The sequence below is a fragment of the Umezawaea sp. genome, assembly GCF_057122925.1.
The window spans coordinates 16,711-34,661 of the sequence record NZ_DBNGPQ010000099.1 but is presented as its reverse complement, the minus strand read 5'-3'; the positions used below and the strand labels follow the sequence as shown (position 1 = coordinate 34,661).

At 70.9% G+C, this 17,951-nt stretch carries 10 protein-coding genes; 9 read left to right on the top strand and 1 reads right to left on the bottom strand.

The genetic code is table 11. From position 1 onward, the window contains the following. The first annotated feature begins 486 nt into the window (after positions 1-486). From AC156L_RS22885 to AC156L_RS22855, 7 genes are all read left to right on the top strand, one after another. On the top strand, positions 487-1,401 hold the full coding sequence (locus AC156L_RS22885) for a cellulose binding domain-containing protein (protein WP_330878304.1): 915 nt from the start codon (positions 487-489) through the stop codon (positions 1,399-1,401). A 102-nt stretch (positions 1,402-1,503) separates the two neighbouring features. Continuing rightward, entirely contained in the window at positions 1,504-4,434 is a 2,931-nt protein-coding gene (locus AC156L_RS22880; RefSeq protein WP_330878306.1) for a glycoside hydrolase family 48 protein, read from the top strand. A gap of 264 nt (positions 4,435-4,698) precedes the next feature. Further along, positions 4,699-7,515, top strand: a complete 2,817-nt coding sequence (locus tag AC156L_RS22875; protein ID WP_330878307.1) for a cellulose binding domain-containing protein — start codon at positions 4,699-4,701, stop codon at positions 7,513-7,515. A gap of 36 nt (positions 7,516-7,551) precedes the next feature. Further along, positions 7,552-10,239: a glycoside hydrolase family 9 protein gene (locus AC156L_RS22870; RefSeq protein WP_484407247.1), complete on the top strand. Its 2,688-nt coding sequence runs from the start codon at positions 7,552-7,554 to the stop codon at positions 10,237-10,239. Positions 10,240-10,311: 72 nt separating this feature from the next. Further along, on the top strand, positions 10,312-11,946 hold the full coding sequence (locus AC156L_RS22865) for a cellulase family glycosylhydrolase (RefSeq protein ID WP_330878309.1): 1,635 nt from the start codon (positions 10,312-10,314) through the stop codon (positions 11,944-11,946). 16 nt (positions 11,947-11,962) lie between these two features. Beyond that, complete coding sequence (locus AC156L_RS22860) at positions 11,963-13,252, top strand: lytic polysaccharide monooxygenase (protein WP_330878310.1); 1,290 nt, start codon at positions 11,963-11,965, stop codon at positions 13,250-13,252. Further along, on the top strand, positions 13,237-13,749 hold the full coding sequence (locus tag AC156L_RS22855) for a hypothetical protein (protein WP_330878311.1): 513 nt from the start codon (positions 13,237-13,239) through the stop codon (positions 13,747-13,749). Before AC156L_RS22860 ends, AC156L_RS22855 begins: the two co-directional genes overlap by 16 nt. Before the next feature lie 8 nt (positions 13,750-13,757). On the opposite strand, the gene AC156L_RS22850 is transcribed toward AC156L_RS22855, so the two are convergent. Next, positions 13,758-15,038, bottom strand: coding sequence for an ROK family transcriptional regulator (locus tag AC156L_RS22850; protein ID WP_330878312.1), 1,281 nt, complete (start codon positions 15,036-15,038; stop codon positions 13,758-13,760). 205 nt (positions 15,039-15,243) lie between these two features. Here AC156L_RS22850 and AC156L_RS22845 point away from each other — a divergent pair, with 205 nt between their 5' ends. Continuing rightward, positions 15,244-16,923, top strand: a complete 1,680-nt coding sequence (locus tag AC156L_RS22845) for an ABC transporter substrate-binding protein (protein WP_330878313.1) — start codon at positions 15,244-15,246, stop codon at positions 16,921-16,923. Between the two features lie 28 nt (positions 16,924-16,951). Then, the gene (locus AC156L_RS22840; protein ID WP_330878314.1) at positions 16,952-17,944 is read left to right on the top strand and encodes an ABC transporter permease; all 993 of its coding nucleotides are present in this window, start codon (positions 16,952-16,954) and stop codon (positions 17,942-17,944) included. The last annotated feature ends 7 nt before the right edge of the window (positions 17,945-17,951 follow it).

The window sequence follows — 17,951 nt, the reverse complement described above, 5'->3', positions numbered from 1 at the left end:
CGGGAGAGCGCGAAACCGGACCCCGGTCGTCAGGGACGTGGGGGAGTGGTTCGCCCGAATTCCTCGCGGCATCTGTTCGACTGCGGGAGTGAAGGACTGGGAGCGCTCCCAGGTGGGAACGACTTTAACCAGAGGGAAACGTGCCCGAAAAGACCCGAAAGTTGTTGAATATCGATCTATATTTTCCTGTTCAGACACGCGCTGTCGCGAAAGTCCTTGTTCCGCCGTGGTTTCTGCGGCAATTGAGACGCCGGGTGGGCCACCGGGATTACGTCGCGTGGTCGGGAGCCTGCCTGTTAGGCCATTGGGGATACGCGGGGTGTGGTGCGAGGGATCGCCGTTGTTGATGTTGCGGCTTTCCCGAATTGCGCCGATCGGCTGCCGGGGTGCGACTCCAGTCGGCGCAGGAAACAAGTCGTGCATTGCGTTTCCGGGCGGTTACGCCCTAACTTGGGAGCGCTCCCAGAATTTTCCGGAGGTTCCGCAATGACGCGCACTCCGTCAGCCCGCGTGCCCGGCGCCGTTGCCGCGGTGCTGCTCGCGGTCGCGGTGATCGGCGCTCTGGTGCTGGTCCCGCCCTCACGGCCGACGGCGGTCGCGGCACCCGCCGTCGCCGGTCGGGTGGACGACCTGCTCGCGCGGATGAGCCCCGACGGCGAGGTCGGGGGGATGACGCGGGCCGAGCGCGCCGCGCCGAGCCCGGTGTCCGGCCTCGTCACCCACCGCACCGGGTCCGTGCTGTCGGGCGGTGGTTCAGCTCCGGAGCCCACCGGGCCCACCACGTGGGCCGACGGGTACGACGGCTCCCAGCGCGCCGCGACGGCAGGCCCGCTCGGCATCCCGGTGCTCCGCCCCGCCCGTGACGACGGGTCGGGCCGGACCTCCGCCACCACCTCGGACGTCCGCCACCAGCGGGCGGGTGACGGCGCCGACGCGGTCGCCCGAGCGGGCGAGACCCCCCACGCGGAAGGAGGAGACCGCCCCGGAGACCACGTTCCCACCGGGACGCCGCCGGTGGCGTGGACGTCCGGCAACGCCCGGCAGCCGATCGACGACGGGGACGGCACACCGCCGGGGTTCGGGCTGACCCACCCTCCGACCAGCACCCCCGAAGGCGGCACGGCGACCAGCCGGGTCGTGGACGAGCGGTCCGGCGGCCTCCAGGCCGGGACCACCGTCGCGAACCCCGGTGCCACCCCCCTGTCCGGCTGGACGGTCGGGTGGAGCAGACCCGACGACCAGCCGATCGGCGGCCTCCGGAACGGGGCCCCCGGCCAGACCTCCACCAGCACGTCGGTCGACGACCTCGACTGGAACGCCTCCGCCGGGCCGGGCGCCACCGTCGCCCTCACCGGAAGCGGTGGTGCCGCGTCCCCCGACACGGCCCACCGCACCCGCTAGACCGACCGCACCACCCCGCGGACCGAAGTGGGCGCCTCCGCCCGCTCCTTCGGCGCGCACCCCTGCACGGGTCGACGGCGACCCGAGATCGAGGAGGACCGAATGAGGATCAGGGGCAGAGCACGTCCGCTCCTCAGGCGACCGTTACCGGGCCTGACCGTCGTGGCGCTGATCGTCGCGTCGGTGCTGCCCGCGACCAGCGGGGTCGCGCAAGCGGCGGTGGCCTGCACGGTGAACTACCAGATCAGCAACGAGTGGAACAACGGCTTCGGCGCGAACGTCACCATCCGCAACGAGGGCGACGCCGTCACCGGCTGGAACCTGACCTGGAACTTCGCCGACGGCCAGAAGGTCACCCAGGGCTGGAACGGCACGTTCACCCAGTCCGGCACCAAGGTCACCGTCACCCCGCCCGACTGGGCGCGCACCATTCCCGTCGGCGGCACCACGTCGGTCGGCTTCAACGGCAGCAAGGGCGCGACGAACACCGCGCCGACGGACTTCGCGCTCAACGGCGTCCCCTGCACGGGGGCGAACAGGGCCCCGTCGATCTCGCTGACCAGCCCCGCGGTCGGCTCCACCTACACCGCGCCGGGCACGATCCCGCTCGCCGCGTCGGCGGAGGACGCCGACGGCACGATCGCCAAGGTCGAGTTCTACGCGGGCGACCAGCTGCTCGCCACGGACACGGCCGCGCCGTTCGCCGGGTCGTGGAGCGGTGTCCCGGTCGGTGACTACTCGATCAGCGCCCGCGCCTACGACAACCGCGGCGCCACCACGAGCTCCACCCCCAGCGCGGTGAAGGTCCTGTCCGGACCCGCCGTCCTCGCCTCGCCCAACGCCGTGAGCGTCAAGCAGGGCGCGACCGGCACGTTCGGCGTCTCGCTGGCGATCCAGCCGTCGGCACCGGTCACGGTGACGATCGCACGGGACTCCGGCAGCACCGACCTGACGGCGTCGCCGACGACGCTGACGTTCACCACCGCCAACTGGAGCACCAAGCAGAACGTCACGGTGACCTCGGCGGCCAACGGCGGCGACCTCGGCACCGCGACCTTCTCGGCGTCGGCCACCGGCCAGACCGCGGCGTCCGTGGTGGTCAAGGAGATCTCGTCGTCCACATCGGACTTCAACCAGGCCTTCCTCGACCAGTACAACAAGATCAAGGACCCGGCGAGCGGCTACTTCCGCAAGTTCGGCGACCTGCTGGTGCCCTACCACTCCATCGAGACGCTGATGGTGGAGGCCCCGGACCACGGTCACCAGACGACGTCGGAGGCGTTCAGCTACTACCTGTGGCTGGAGGCCAGCTACGGCCGGATCGCCGGTGACTGGGCCCCGTTCAAGTCGGCGTGGGCGTCGATGGAGAAGTTCATCATCCCCGCCACCGCGGACCAGCCGACCAACTCCAAGTACGACCCGTCCAAGCCCGCCACCTACGCGCCCGAGCACCCGAGGATGGACCAGTACCCGTCCGTGCTCGACTCGAACGCGAAGCCGGGTGTCGACCCGATCGCGAACGAGCTGAAGACCGCGTACGGCACCTCGGACGTCTACGGCATGCACTGGCTGCTCGACGTGGACAACACGCTCGGCTTCGGCCGCTGCGGCGACGGCACCACCGCGCCCGCCTACATCAACACCTACCAGCGCGGGTCGTCGGAGTCGGTGTGGGAGACCATCCCGCAGCCGTCCTGCGACACGTTCAAGCACGGCGGCCCCAACGGCTACCTGGACCTGTTCACCAAGGACGCGTCCTACGCCAAGCAGTGGAAGTACACCAACGCCCCCGACGCGGACGCGCGCGCCGTGCAGGTGGCGCTGCTCGCCGAGCGGTGGGCGACCGCCCAGGGCAAGGCGGGCGACATCGCGTCGGAGATCAAGAAGGCGTCCAAGATGGGCGACTACCTCCGGTACGCGATGTTCGACAAGTACTTCAAGAAGATCGGCGGCTGCGTCGGGGCCACGAGCTGCGCCGCGGGCACCGGCAAGGACAGCTCGCACTACCTGATGTCCTGGTACTACGCGTGGGGCGGTGCCACCGACACGTCCGCGGGCTGGGCGTGGCGGATCGGCGACGGTGCCTCGCACCAGGGCTACCAGAACCCGCTCGCGGCCTACGCGCTGGCGAACACGCCGTCGCTCAAGCCGCTGTCCGCGACCGGCCAGGCCGACTGGGCCAAGAGCCTGGACCGCCAGCTGGAGATGCTCCAGTGGCTCCAGTCCGCCGACGGCGCCATCGCCGGTGGTGTGACGAACAGCTGGGAGGGCAACTACGGCACGCCCCCCTCGGGCACGCCGACGTTCTACGGCATGTACTACGACGCCCACCCGGTGTGGCGCGACCCGCCGAGCAACCGGTGGTTCGGCTTCCAGGCGTGGGGGATCGAGCGCACGGCCTCGCTGTACCAGATGACCGGTGACGCGCGGGCCAAGAAGATCCTCGACAAGTGGGTGCCGTGGGCCATCGCCAACACGACGATCGGCGCGAACGGGAACTTCCAGATCCCCTCGGACATCGAGTGGACCGGCGCGCCGGACACCTGGAACCCGACGACGCCCGGCTCCAACGCCAACCTGCGGGCCAGGGTGCTCAACTTCAGCCAGGACGTGGGCATCGCGGCGTCGTACGCCAAGACGCTGCTCAACTACGCCGCCAAGTCCGGCAACGCGCAGGCCAAGTCGGTCGGCGAGGGGCTGCTGACGGCGCTGCTGGCCCACCAGGACGACAAGGGCATCGCGGTGCCCGAGACGCGGGCCGACTACAACCGGTTCGACGACAAGTACAACGCCACGACCGGTGAGGGCACCTACGTCCCGCCGGGCTGGACCGGGAAGATGCCGAACGGCGACGCGATCGACCAGAACTCCACGTTCCTGTCGATCCGCTCGAAGTTCAAGACCGACCCGGAGTGGCCGAAGGTCCAGGCCTACCTGGACGGCGGGGCCGCCCCGACGTTCACGTACCACAGGTTCTGGGCGCAGGCCGAGATCGCTACGGCGTTCTCCCTGCACACCGAGCTGTTCGGGTAACACCCGGACGGACGCCGCCCCCCGAACCCGGCAGGCGGGGGGCGGTGGTCCGGGCTCGTCCGCACGTCCTCGACAGCGTTGTCGAAGACGCGCGCAGTCCTGTGTGGACATTGTCGAACATGGCGTTCGAAAGATTCGATAAGTGTTGTGCCGCAATGACTTCAGAACATCTTCGTGGCTGACCGATTAACCGGTTCAGTCCTTGACGCGCGCCAGTTCGCGGTGCTCCCATGATGGGGCCGTCGCATTCGAGAAGGAGCACTCGTGCGATACCCCCTGCACAGAGCGAGGACCCCGCGCGACACCGCGGCGGACCACCCGGTCCGGTCCACGGTGGAGCACCGGCGGAGCCCTGGCCCCGGCGCCGACGCCACCGGCGCCACCGCGTCACCGCGCTCCACCGGGACCCGTACCGCCCGCGTCGGGCGGAGGGCGCTCGCCGGCCTGCTGGCCGCGGTCACGACGGCCGCGCTGGCGGTCGTCGCGCACGTCGGCGGGTCCGCTCCGGCCGAGGCGCAGGCCGGCTACACGTGGAGCAACGTCGAGATCGCCGGTGGGGGCTTCGTCCCCGGCATCGTGTTCAACCAGACCGAGCGCAACCTCGTCTACGCCCGCACCGACATCGGCGGCGCGTACCGCTGGAACCAGTCCACGAGCCGGTGGATCCCCCTGCTCGACCACGTCGGCCTGACCGACTGGGGTCTCAACGGCGTCGCGAGCCTCGCCACCGACCCGGTCGACCCGAACCGCGTGTACGTGGCGGCGGGCATGTACACCAACAGCTGGGACCCCAACAACGGCGCGGTCCTGCGGTCGTCCGACCGCGGTGCGACGTGGCAGAAGACCGCGCTGCCGTTCAAGCTCGGCGGCAACATGCCCGGTCGCGGCATGGGCGAGCGGCTGGCCATCGACCCGAACCGCAACAGCGTCCTGTACCTGGGAGCGCCGAGCGGCAACGGCCTGTGGCGCAGCACGGACTCGGGCGTCACCTGGAGCAGGGTGACCGCGTTCCCGAACGCGGGCGACTACGCCCAGGACCCGAACGACCCCAACGGCTACCTCAACGACAACCAGGGCGTGCTCTGGGTGACGTTCGACCCGCGGACCGGCAGCGCGGGGCAAACCACCAAGACCATCTACGTCGGCGTGGCCGACAAGCAGAACAACGTCTACCGCAGCACGGACGGCGGCACGACGTGGGCGCGCGTGGCCGGGCAGCCGACGGGCTTCCTGCCGCACAAGGGTGTGCTGGACGGCGCGGGGCAGCTCTTCCTCGCCACCAGCGACACCGGCGGCCCGTACGACGGCGCCAAGGGCGACGTGTGGAGGCTGAACACGGCCACCGGCGCGTGGACGCAGATCAGTCCGATCCCGTCGAGCAGCACGGACAACTCCTTCGGCTACAGCGGCCTGACCGTCGACCGCTCGCGCCCCGGCACGCTGATGGTCGCCACCCAGATCGCCTGGTGGCCGGACGTCGTCTTCTTCCGCAGCACCGACTCCGGCGCGACCTGGACGCGGATCTGGGACTGGACCAACTACCCCGAGCGCTCCACCCGCTACACGCACGACATCTCGGCGGTGCCGTGGCTGTCGCTCGGCATGAACCCGCAGCCGCCCGAGGTCACGCCGAAGCTCGGGTGGATGACCGAGTCGATGGAGATCGACCCGTTCGACTCGAACCGGATGATGTACGGCACCGGTGCCACCGTCTACGGCACCAGGAACCTCACCACCTGGGACACGGGCGGCAAGATCACCATCACGCCGATGGTCGCGGGTCTGGAGGAGACCGCGGTGCTGGACCTGATCAGCCCACCCTCCGGCGCACCGCTCATCAGCGGGCTCGGCGACATCGGCGGCTTCCGGCACGACCGGCTGGACGCCGTGCCCGCCAGGGTGTTCACCCAGCCCACCTTCACCTCCACCACGAGCCTGGACCACGCCGAGCTGACGCCCGCGACGGTGGTGCGGGTCGGGCAGTTCGACAAGTCGAGCCGCCCCAACGACAACCGGGTCGCGTTCTCCACCGACGGCGGCTCGAACTGGTTCCAGGGCACCGAACCGGGCGGTGTGACGGGTGGCGGCACGGTCGCCGCCGCGGCCGACGGGAGCCGGTTCGTCTGGAGCCCGGCAGGCACCGGGGTGCACCACTCCACCGGCTTCGGCAACTCCTGGCAGCCGTCGTCCGGCATCCCGGCGGGCGCTGTCGTGGAGTCGGACCGGGTCAACCCGCGCAAGTTCTACGGGTTCGCCGCGAACAGGTTCTACGTCAGCGTCGACGGCGGGGCCACGTTCACCGCGTCCCCGGCGACCGGTCTGCCCGACAGCGCGCACTTCAAGGCCGTCGCGGGCCGCGAGGGCGACGTGTGGCTGGCCGGTGGCGCGGGGCTGTGGCGCTCCACGGACTCCGGCGCGACCTTCACCAGGTCCACGTCCGTGGCGGAGTCGAGCAACATCGGCTTCGGCAAGGCCGCCCCCGGCCGGACCTACCCGGCGCTGTACGCCATCGCGACGGTCGGCGGCGTGCGCGGGGTCTTCCGGTCCGACGACACCGGCGGCACGTGGACGCGGATCAACGACGACAAGCACCAGTACGGCAACATCGGCGACGCCATCACCGGCGACCCGCGCGTCCACGGCCGGGTCTACCTGGGCACCAACGGGCGCGGCGTGGTCCTGGGCGAGGCGTCCGGCACACCCACGACGACGACCACCACGACCACCACCACCACGACAACCACGACCACGACCCCGCAGCCGTCGACCGGCTGCGCGGTGAGGTACACCGTGACGGGCGAGTGGCAGGGCGGGTTCCAGGGCAAGGTCGAGATCACCAACGGCTCCACGACGCCGATCGACGGCTGGACGGCCAAGTGGTCGTTCGCCAGCGGCCAGGTGATCAGCAGCCTGTGGGGCGGCGTGGTGACGCAGTCCGGTGCGGCGGTCTCGGTGGCCAACGCCCCCTACAACCGCACGATCGCCGCGGGCGCCACCGCCGAGGTGGGCTTCACGGCGAGCTGGACCGGCACGAACACCAGACCGACCGCCTTCACGGTCAACGACAAGGCGTGCACGTAGGCCCGACCACCGTTACCCGCACCCCCGGAGGCTCCCGTGCACCGACGCACGACGAGATCGCTCACCTGGCTCACCGCCGCGGTACTCGCGGCGGTGGGGCTGGTGGCGCCCGCACCGCCGGACGCGTCCGCCGCGCCCGCGTTCAACTACGGCGAAGCCCTGCAGAAGTCCGTCTGGTTCTACGACGCCCAGCGGGCGGGCGACCTGCCCGCCGACAACCGGGTGTCGTGGCGCGGGGACTCCGCGCTGACCGACGGCGCGGACGTCGGCCTCGACCTGTCGGGCGGGTTCTTCGACGCGGGTGACCACGTCAAGTTCGGCCTGCCCTTCGCGTCCAGCGTGTCGATGCTGGCGTGGGGGGCGGTCGAGAACCGGCAGGCCTACACGGGTTCCGGGCAGCTCGCCGCGCTGCGGTCGAACCTGAAGTGGGGCACCGACTGGATCATCGAGGCGCACCCGTCGCCGAACGTGGTCTACGGCCAGGTGGGGTCGGGCAACCCCGACCACGCCTGGTGGGGGCCCGCCGAGGTCATGCCGATGGCCCGGCCCGCCTACAAGGTCGACGCGTCCTGCCCGGGCTCGGACCTGGCGGGGGAGTACGCGGCGGCGCTCGCGTCGAGCTCGATGGTGTTCGCCCCGACCGACCCCGCCTACGCGGCCACGCTGATCACCCACGCCAAGCAGCTCTACTCGTTCGCGGACACCTACCGCGGCAAGTACAGCTCCTGCATCACCGACGCCGCCAACTACTACAACTCCTGGAGCGGCTACCAGGACGAGCTGGCGTGGGGCGCGATCTGGCTCTACCGCGCCACGGGCGACGCGGCCTACCTGGCCAAGGCGAAGGCCGAGTACCCGAAGCTCGGCACCGAGCCGCAGAGCACCGAGCGGTCCTACAGGTGGACGATCGCCTGGGACGACAAGTCCTACGGCGCCTACGTGCTCATGGCGCACCTGACCGGTGAGCAGACCTACCTCACCGACGCCAACCGCTGGCTGGACTTCTGGACCACCGGCTACAACGGCAACCGGGTGCGGTACTCGCCCGGCGGCCAGGCCGTGCTCGACACGTGGGGCTCGCTGCGGTACGCGGCGAACACCGCGTTCGTCGCGCTGGTCCACGGCGACTGGCTCAGGACGAGGGACGCCGCGCGGGCCACCACCTACCACGACTTCGCGGTGCGGCAGGTGAACTACGCGCTCGGCGACAACCCCCGCAACTCCAGCTACGTCGTCGGCTTCGGGGTGAACCCGCCGCGCAACCCGCACCACCGCACCGCGCACGGGTCGTGGTCGGACAGCATCGCCGACCCCGTCACGAGCAGGCACGTCCTGTACGGGGCGCTGGTCGGCGGTCCGAGCACGAACAACGACGCCTACGTGGACAGCAGGCAGGACTACGTGGCCAACGAGGTGGCGCTGGACTACAACGCGGCCTTCACCGGCGCGCTGGCCCGCCTCTACGGCGAGTACGGCGGCACCCCGCTCGCGAACTTCCCGGTCGCGGAGACCGCGGACGGGCCCGAGCTGACCACGCAGGCCGCGGTGAGCCAGAGCAGCACCCTGTTCACCGAGATCAAGTCCTACGTGCTCAACAGGTCGGCGTGGCCAGCCAGGACGTTCACCGGCTCCCTGCGCTACTACTTCACCCTGGACGGCACGACCACGGCCGACCAGATCACCGTGACCACCAACTACAACCAGTGCGGTGCGGCGTCGAAGCCGCTGCGGCACAGCGGGAACGTCTACTACGTCGAGGTCCCGTGCACCGGGGTCGCCCCGGCGGGGCAGTCGGCGCACCGCAAGGAGGTCCAGTTCCGGCTGACCAGCTCCGGCACCTGGGACCCGACGAACGACTGGTCCTACCAGGGGTTGCCGGTCGGCAACGTCACGCCGACGACCACGTCCCGGATGGTCCTCGTGCAGGACGGCCGGACCGTGTGGGGCACCGCGCCGGACGGCACGAGCACGCCGGACACGCAGGCCCCGACCGTCCCGGGTGGACTGACGTCGTCCGCGGTCGGCGGGACGAGCCTCACGCTGGGCTGGACGGCGTCGACCGACGACGTCGGCGTGGCGGGCTACGACGTGCTGCGGGTCGACGGGTCGACGTCGACCGTCGTCGGCACGCCGAGCGGGACCTCCTACACCGCGACGGGTCTGACGCCCTCGACCGCGTACCGGTTCGCCGTGCGCGCCCGCGACGCGGCGGGCAACACCTCGGCGGCGACCACCCCGCTGGACGTGACCACCACGTCCGGTGGCGGTGGCGGCTCGGTCGCGGTGCTCCAGCGCGGTGACGGCGGACCGCGGGACAGCCAGGTCCGCGCCGTCCTCCAGGTCGCCAACCGGGGCACCACCGCTCTGCCGCTGACCGGCGTGACGCTGCGGTACTGGTTCACCGGCGACGCTCCTTCGCCCACCTACCAGGCGTTCTGCGACTGGGCCGTGGTCGGCTGCGCCCAGGTGAGGGCCGAGGTGGTCCGGCTCCCGACCGCCAGGACCGGGGCCGACGCCTACCTCCAGGTCACCTTCACGGGTGGCAGCGTCGCGCCGGGTGCCACCAGCGGTGACGTCCAGCTCCGCTTCGCCAAGTCGGACTGGTCCGCGTTCGACCAGTCCGACGACCACAGCTACCGGGTCTCCGCCACCCCGGCGGACCACGACCGCGTGACCGCCTACACGGGCGGCGTGCTCACCTGGGGCGTCGAGCCCCAGCCCTGATTCCGGTGCGGGGCGTACTGCGCGCTCAGGCGCCCCGCGCCGGTTCCACAGCCTCAGGAGAGGTCCCTGCCGATGAGGAAGTCGATCGCACTGGCGAGCGCGCTGCTCGCCACCCTGTTCTTCGTGACACCGTCGCTCACCACGGCGCAGCCCGCGTCCGCGTCGAACGCCGCCGCCACCGGGTTCTCCATCTCCGGCGGCAAGCTGTACGACGCGACGGGCGCCGAGTTCATCATGCGCGGCGTCAACCACGCCCACACCTGGTACACGTCCCGCACCGCGCAAGCGCTCGCGGACGTGAAGAGGCTGGGGTCCAACACGGTCCGCGTCGTGCTGTCGAGCGGTGACCAGTGGACGCGCAACGACGCCGCCGACGTGGCGAACGTGATCTCCCAGTGCAAGGCGAACAAGCTCATCTGCGTGCTGGAGGTGCACGACACCACCGGCTACGGCGAGCAGGCCGCGGCGGTGTCGCTGGCGAAGGCCGTCGACTACTGGATCAGCGTGCAGAGCGCGATGACCGGCCAGGAGGCCTACGTCATCCTCAACATCGGCAACGAGCCGTGGGGCAACACGAACACCTCCGCGTGGACCGCCGACACCAGGACCGCCATCGGCAGGCTGCGCTCAGCGGGGTTCACCCACACGCTCGTGGTCGACGCCCCGAACTGGGGCCAGGACTGGTCCTTCACCATGCGCGACAACGCCGCCTCGGTGTTCGCGAGCGACCCGCTGCGCAACACGATGTTCTCCGTCCACATGTACGGCGTGTTCGACACCGCCGCCGAGATCACCGACTACCTCGGCCGGTTCCGGACCGCCGGACTGCCGATCCTGGTGGGGGAGTTCGGCCACAACCACTCCGACGGCGACCCGGACGAGGACACGATCTTCTCCTACACGCAGTCGCGGGGCATCGGCTACCTCGGCTGGTCGTGGAGCGGCAACGGCGGCGGCGTCGAGTACCTCGACATGGCCACCGGCTTCGACGCCTCCCAGCTCACCTCGTGGGGGCAGCGCATCTTCAACGGCGCCAACGGGATCAAGCAGACCTCGCGGGAAGCCGCCGTCTTCGGCGGCGGTGGCCCCACCGACACGACGCCGCCGACCACGCCGGGCACCCCGTCCGCGTCCGGCGTCACCTCCAGCGGCGCCGCGCTCTCCTGGACCGCCTCCACCGACGCCGTCGGCGTCACCGGCTACGACGTGGTGCGGGTCAGCGGGAGCACGGAATCGGCCCTCGCGTCGACGGCCTCGGCGTCCGCGACGCTCACCGGGCTGACCGCCTCCACCGCCTACACCGTCGCGGTCTACGCCCGCGACGCGGCGGGCAACCGGTCGGCCCGCTCCGGCACCGCCACGTTCACCACGCAGGCGGGCGGCACCGGCGCGTGCGCCGTCAGCTACAAGGTCGCGAGCCAGTGGCAGGGCGGGTTCGGCGCGGACGTGACGATCCGCAACACCGGGACGGCCGCCGTCAACGGCTGGACCCTGCGCTGGACCTTCGCCAACGGCCAGACCGTGACGCAGATGTGGAACGCCACCGCCGGCCAGTCCGGCACGCAGGTGTCGGCGGTCAACGTGCCGTACAACGCCGCCATCGCGGCGGGCGGCTCGGTGGGCTTCGGCTTCAACGCGTCCTGGACCGGCACCAACGCGGTCCCCACCGCCTTCACCCTCAACGGTGCCGCGTGCACCGGCTCGTGATCGAAAGGAGAAGTCGTTGCGCTTCAGGCGAATGATCGCATCGGGTGCGGTGGTCGTCGGCGTCGCCGCCGTCACCACCGTGCTGATGCCCAACGGGGTCGCGCTGGCCCACGGGTCGATGACCTTCCCGGCCAGCCGGACCTACGCGTGCTACGAGGACGGACGGGCGGGCAGCGGGGGCGGCGACCTCAACCCGACGAACCCCGCGTGCGTCGCGGCGGTGGCGGCCGGTGGGAAGCAACCGCTGTGGGACTGGTTCGGCAACCTGATCAGCCAGGCGGCGGGCAAGCACCGGGAGATCATCGGTGACGGCAAGCTGTGCGGCCCCACCACCAAGTTCGACGCCTACAACCTCGGCCGCAGCGACTGGCCCACCACGTCGTTGCGGGCGGGTTCCACGATCACGATCAAGTACAACGCGTGGGCCCCGCACCCCGGCACGTGGGAGCAGTACGTCACGAAGGACGGCTACAACCCCAACCAGCCGCTCCGGTGGTCGGACCTGGAGGCCGCGCCGTTCAACACGGTGGTGAACCCGCCCCTGGGCAACGGCGAGTACTCCTGGAACGCCACGCTGCCGAACAAGTCCGGCAGGCACGTGATCTACTCGATCTGGCAGCGGTCGGACAGCCCGGAGGCGTTCTACAGCTGCTCGGACGTGGTGTTCAACGGTGGCGGCGGGAACCCCGGCGACACCACGGCGCCCAGCGCCCCCGGCACCCCCACGGCCACGGCCGCCGCCAACTCGGTGGCGCTGTCCTGGCCCGCCGCCACGGACGACGTCGGCGTCACGGGGTACCAGGTGTACCGGGAGGCCGGGGCGACCGACGTGCTGGTCGCGTCGACCACCTCGCCGTCGGCGTCGGTGACCGGGTTGACCGGTGCGACGGCGTACTCGTTCTACGTGGTGGCGAAGGACGCCGCGGGCAACACGTCACCGCCGTCGTCCGCGGTGTCGGTGACGACCCTGCCGGGCTCCTCGCCGGGGACGTGCGCGGTCACGTACACGACGCCGAGCGTGTGGTCGGGCGGGTTCACGGCGAACGTGGTCGTCAAGAACACCGGGACGAGCCCGGTGAGCCCGTGGTCGCTGGTGTGGGACGTGCCCAGCGGGCAGACGATCAGCAGCGCCTGGTCGGCCGACGTCGCGGTGTCCGGTGGGACGGCCACGGCCAAGGGCGTCAGCTGGAACACCTCCATCCCGGCGGGCGGCTCGATCAGCTTCGGGTTCAACGGGGCCGCGTCCGGCACCCCGGCGAGCCCCGGCGCGTTCACCCTCAACGGGGCGTCGTGCGGCTCGGTGTGACCCTGGTGATCGCGGCTCTGGTGTCGGGGTCGGCGGCGTGCTCCGCCGTCGACCCCGACACCGGGTCGGCCGCCGGGGTCGGGACGTGGGTGCACGCCAGGACGGGGGAGTGCGCGCCGGTGCGCACCGCGTCCGTCGAGGAGTTCGCCGAGTTCGTGGGGCCGTTGCGGGCGGAGCTGTACGCGCCGTTCGTGGCCGAGTGGGGGACCTGTTCCGTCGCTCCCTACGAGAAGCTGGGGCTGGTGGTGTTCCAGGCCGGGCGCATGAAGGACTTCCAGGAGTCGTGGAAGGCGGCGCTGGCGTCCGGGCAGGTCACCGACAACCCCGACTTCGCGTTCGGCGACGGGTTCGCGCTGAGCGCCACGACGGGGTTGGAGCGGCTGGGCCTGCGGTACCTGCACTGCACGCCGGTGGACGCCACGGCCCTGTCACCGGAGCCTGCCGAGGCCGACGGGTGCGTGTACACGGCGATGGTGCCCGGCCACCACCACCACTGAACCGGTGGTCAGGCGCTGGGCGGGGTGAGGAACGCCGGTTCGGCCGCCGAGAGGTTCTCCGGCAGGCGCATGCCCTCGTGCAGCGGCACCAGCTCCGACTGGAGGACCATCGCCGCCGCGCCGATGGCCGGTGCCGTCGCCGCCGAGCGGGACAGGCGCACGTCCACCCGGTGGGTCGCCCTGGCGAAGAAGGCCCGGTCCAGTTCCTCCTCGACGATCGGCAGGTACACCGAGCCCGCGACGGCGAAACCGGGACCGGTGAGGACCAGGACGTCCAGGTCCACGAGGTTGGCGAGCGTCCGCGCCGCGACGGCGATGTACCGCGCCGAGCGCTCCAGGATCGCCAGCGCCTGCGGTTCGCCGCGCCTGGCCGCGCGGCTGACCGCCGCGAAGTCCGCCGCCACCGAGGGACGGGAGCGCTTCGTGCCGGTGAGGCCCACCATGCGGGCCAGGACCTGGTCCGCCCGCGCCGCGGCCACCACCGCCGCCGGGCCCGCCAGGCTCTCCACGCACCCCCGCGCGCCGCACCAGCACTCGGGGCCGAGGGCGTCCACGCAGGTGTGGCCGATCTCGCCCGCGTTGCCGCTGGTGCCGCGGTAGGTGATGCCGCCGATGACCAGGCCCGCTCCGATGCCGGAGCCCATGTAGAGGGCGGCGGACGTCGACGTGCCGCCGATGCCGCCCGACCAGTGCTCGCCCAGCGCCGCCGCCGTGGCGTCGTTGTCCAGCAGGACCGGCAGGCCGGTCGCGCCCGCGAGCGCCTGGTCGAGGGGGAAGTCCTCCCACCGGCGCATCGGCGGTGGGGTCCGCGCCATGCCGGTGGCCGCCGAGAGGGGACCGGGGGAGACGAGGCCGATGCCCAGCACCCGGTCCTGGTCGACGCCGACGCGGGCCACCAGGGCGGTGACCTCGGCTGCCATCCTGGCGACCACCTCGGGCGGCTCCTGGGCCCCCGCGCCGGGCCTGGTGATGCGGGCGACGACGGCGCCGCCCAGGTTCGTGAGCACGTAGGTGATGCCCGCGTGGTCGAGGTGGACGCCGATGGCGTAGCGCGAGGCGTGGTTGAGCTGGAGGAGCACCCGGCGCTTGCCGCCCGTCGACTCGGCCCGCCCCGTCTCCAGGACCAGGCCCTCGTCGATGAGCCTGCGGACGACCGTGGAGATCGTGGCGCCGGTGAAGCCGGTGGCGTTGATCAGGCCCACCCGGCTGATCGTGCCCGCCGCGCGGATGACGTCGAGCACCGCCGCCTTGCTGCTCGCGTGCAGCGTCGTCCGGGCCTGACCGGTCACTGGTCCTCCGTGGTGTGGCCAGCACTTACTTCGTTCAACGGTCGAAGGGTAGCAAGCGGCCGGCGGCGACAGGACCGATCGGCGGTAGCACCGGAGCGGGCCAGAGGTATTGACTTCGTTTCTTCACTGACTTAACAATCTTCCCACCGCAGCGACTCGCGCGTCGACGGCCGGTCGCTGCCACCCAGCCAGGAGAGGATCAACGATGTTCCTGAAGGCACAGCGCTCCCGCGTCGCGGCGGCGGGATTGGCCGTGGTCGCCCTGATCGCCGCCGGGTGCGGGTCCTCCGGCAGCGGTCGCTCGGCCGACGCGGACACCCTCGTCGTCTACACCGGCCAGTCGGGTGACTACCAGGTCAACTTCAACCCGTTCTCGCCGACGCTCATCGACGGACCGGGCACGATCTTCGAACCGCTGTTCTTCTTCAACGTCATCAAGGACGTCGAGCCCCGGCCCAGGCTCGGCAAGTCCTTCTCCTGGAACGCCGAGGGCACCGAGCTGTCGATCGAGCTCCGCGACGACGCCACGTGGTCCGACGGGCAGAGGTTCACCGCGAAGGACGTGGTGTTCACGCTCGACATGATCACCAAGAACAAGACGATGAACTCCACCGGCTACCAGGGCCGGGCGACCGCGGTCGACGACACCCACGTGGTGGTGGCGTTCGACGAGCCCGCCTTCATGGAGGGCCCGCAGGTGCTCGGCAAGATCTTCATCGTCCCCGAGCACCTGTGGAAGGACATCGCGACACCCGCGACCGACCCGGTGAAGTCGCCCGTCGGCACCGGGCCGTTCCTGCTCGACGAGTTCAAGCCGCAGGCGTTCACGCTCAAGGCCAACCCCGGCTACTACGCGGGCGAGCCGGCCGTGAAGAAGATCCGCTACCTGTCGCTGTCGGGCAACCAGGCCGGTGCCGACGCGCTGAAGGCCGGGCAGGTCGACTGGCAGACCGGGCCGGTGCCGGACATCGAGAACGTGGAGAAGAACTACCCCGGCTACAAGGCGATCATCACGCCGATGAACCAGGCCGCGCTGTTCACCTGCTCCAACGCCGAGCTGGGCTGCACGGGCGCGCAGACCGACCCCGCCGTGCGCAAGGCGATCTACTACGGCGTCAACCGCTCCCAGGTGAACGCGCTGGCGTTCGAGGGCACCGCCAGCGAGGTCTCGCCCGGTTTCGCGCTGGTGCGGCGGGACGAGGGCGTCGTCTCGGCCAAGCTGAAGGAGAGGACCGCGCCGATGAGCCCGGACGTGGCCAGGGCGACCGGGCTGCTGGAGGGCGCCGGGTACACCAGGGGCGGCGACGGGATCTACGCGAAGGACGGCGAGCCGCTGGAGCTGACGGTCAAGGTCGTCGCGGGGTGGACCGACTACATCACCGCCGTGGACACGATGGGCCAGCAGCTCCAGCAGGTCGGGATCAAGATCACCCCGCAGCAGCTGTCCTGGAACGAGTGGTCCGACGCCCGCGGTCGAGGCCAGTACGAGCTGCTGATCGACGCCGTCCAGCAGGGCCCCGCGCCCGACCCGTTCTACACCTACAGCTACTTCTTCAGCAGCGCGACCACCGCGCCCGCGGGCGAGATCGCGAACCCGAACTTCGGCCGGATGAAGGACGCCGCGCTCGACGCCGCGCTGGCGTCGTTGAAGAGGATCGACCCGAAGGACGCCGCCGCCCGGCAGCCGCACTTCGACGTGATCCAGACGCGCATCGAGGAGGTCATGCCCTACATCCCGATCCTCACCGGCGGCACGGCCAGCGAGTACAACGCCGAGAAGTTCACCGGCTGGCCCACCGAGGACGACCTCTACGCCTTCCCCGCCGTGTGGTCGCGGCCGGAGAACTCCGAGGTCTTCCTCAAGCTCAAGCCCGCGGGCAGGTGAGGCGCGCGGGACCGGGGGAAGCGCACCGATGAGGTACTACGCGCGGAAGTTCGCGTTCTACCTGGTCGCCCTGTGGGCGGCGCTCACGCTGAACTTCGTCATCCCCAGGCTGATGCCGGGCAACCCGGTCGACATCCTGCTGGCGAAGCTCCAGCAGCGCGGCGGGTCGATCGACCCGGCGGCGCGGAGGTCGTTCGAGCTGCTGCTCGGCACCGGCGGTGACGAGTCGGTCGTGAGCCAGTACCTCGCCTACCTGGGCAACATCGTCCGCGGTGACCTCGGCGTCTCGGTGAGCGCGTTCCCGGCGCCGGTGTCCGAGGTCATCGCGTCCTCGCTGCCGTGGACGGTGGTGCTGGTCGGGATCGCGACGCTGCTGTCGTTCCTGGTCGGCATCGCGCTCGGCGCGCTGGTCGGCTGGAAGCGCGGCACGTGGCTCGACTCGCTCGTGCCCGCGACGACCGTGCTGTCGGCGGTGCCGTACTTCTGGCTCGCGCTGATCCTGGTGGCGGTGTTCGCGTCCGCGCTCGGCTGGTTCCCGCTCACCGGCGGCTACGACGTGGTGCTCACGCCCTCGTGGGACGCGGAGTTCCTGTCGTCGGCGGTCTACCACGGGACGCTGCCCGCGCTGACGATCGTCGTGTCGTCGGTCGGCGGCTGGCTGCTCGGGATGCGCAACATGATGGTGTCGGCGATGTCCGAGGACTACGTGCTCACCGCGCGGGCCAAGGGGCTGCGGGACAGCAGGATCATGATCCGGTACGCCACCCGCAACGCCGTGCTCCCGTCGGTGGCCGGGTTCGCCACCTCCCTCGGGTTCGTGGTGTCCGGCTCGATCATCACCGAGCAGGTCTTCTCCTACCCCGGCATCGGCTCGAAGCTGCTCCAGGCCGTGCAGAACAACGACTACGCCCTGATGCAGGGGATCTTCCTGGTCATCACCGTCGCCGTGCTCGGCGCGAACCTCGTGGTGGACCTGCTCTACACCCTGATCGACCCCCGAACCCGCGTCAGCGGTGGATGAGGAGCGG

Coding starts and splice junctions, on each gene's coding strand:
- AC156L_RS22885 (WP_330878304.1), top strand. CDS start 487: ATGACGCGCACTCCGTCAGCCCGCGTGCCCGGCGCCGTTGCCGCGGTG.
- AC156L_RS22880 (WP_330878306.1), top strand. CDS start 1,504: ATGAGGATCAGGGGCAGAGCACGTCCGCTCCTCAGGCGACCGTTACCG.
- AC156L_RS22865 (WP_330878309.1), top strand. CDS start 10,312: ATGAGGAAGTCGATCGCACTGGCGAGCGCGCTGCTCGCCACCCTGTTC.
- AC156L_RS22845 (WP_330878313.1), top strand. CDS start 15,244: ATGTTCCTGAAGGCACAGCGCTCCCGCGTCGCGGCGGCGGGATTGGCC.
- AC156L_RS22840 (WP_330878314.1), top strand. CDS start 16,952: ATGAGGTACTACGCGCGGAAGTTCGCGTTCTACCTGGTCGCCCTGTGG.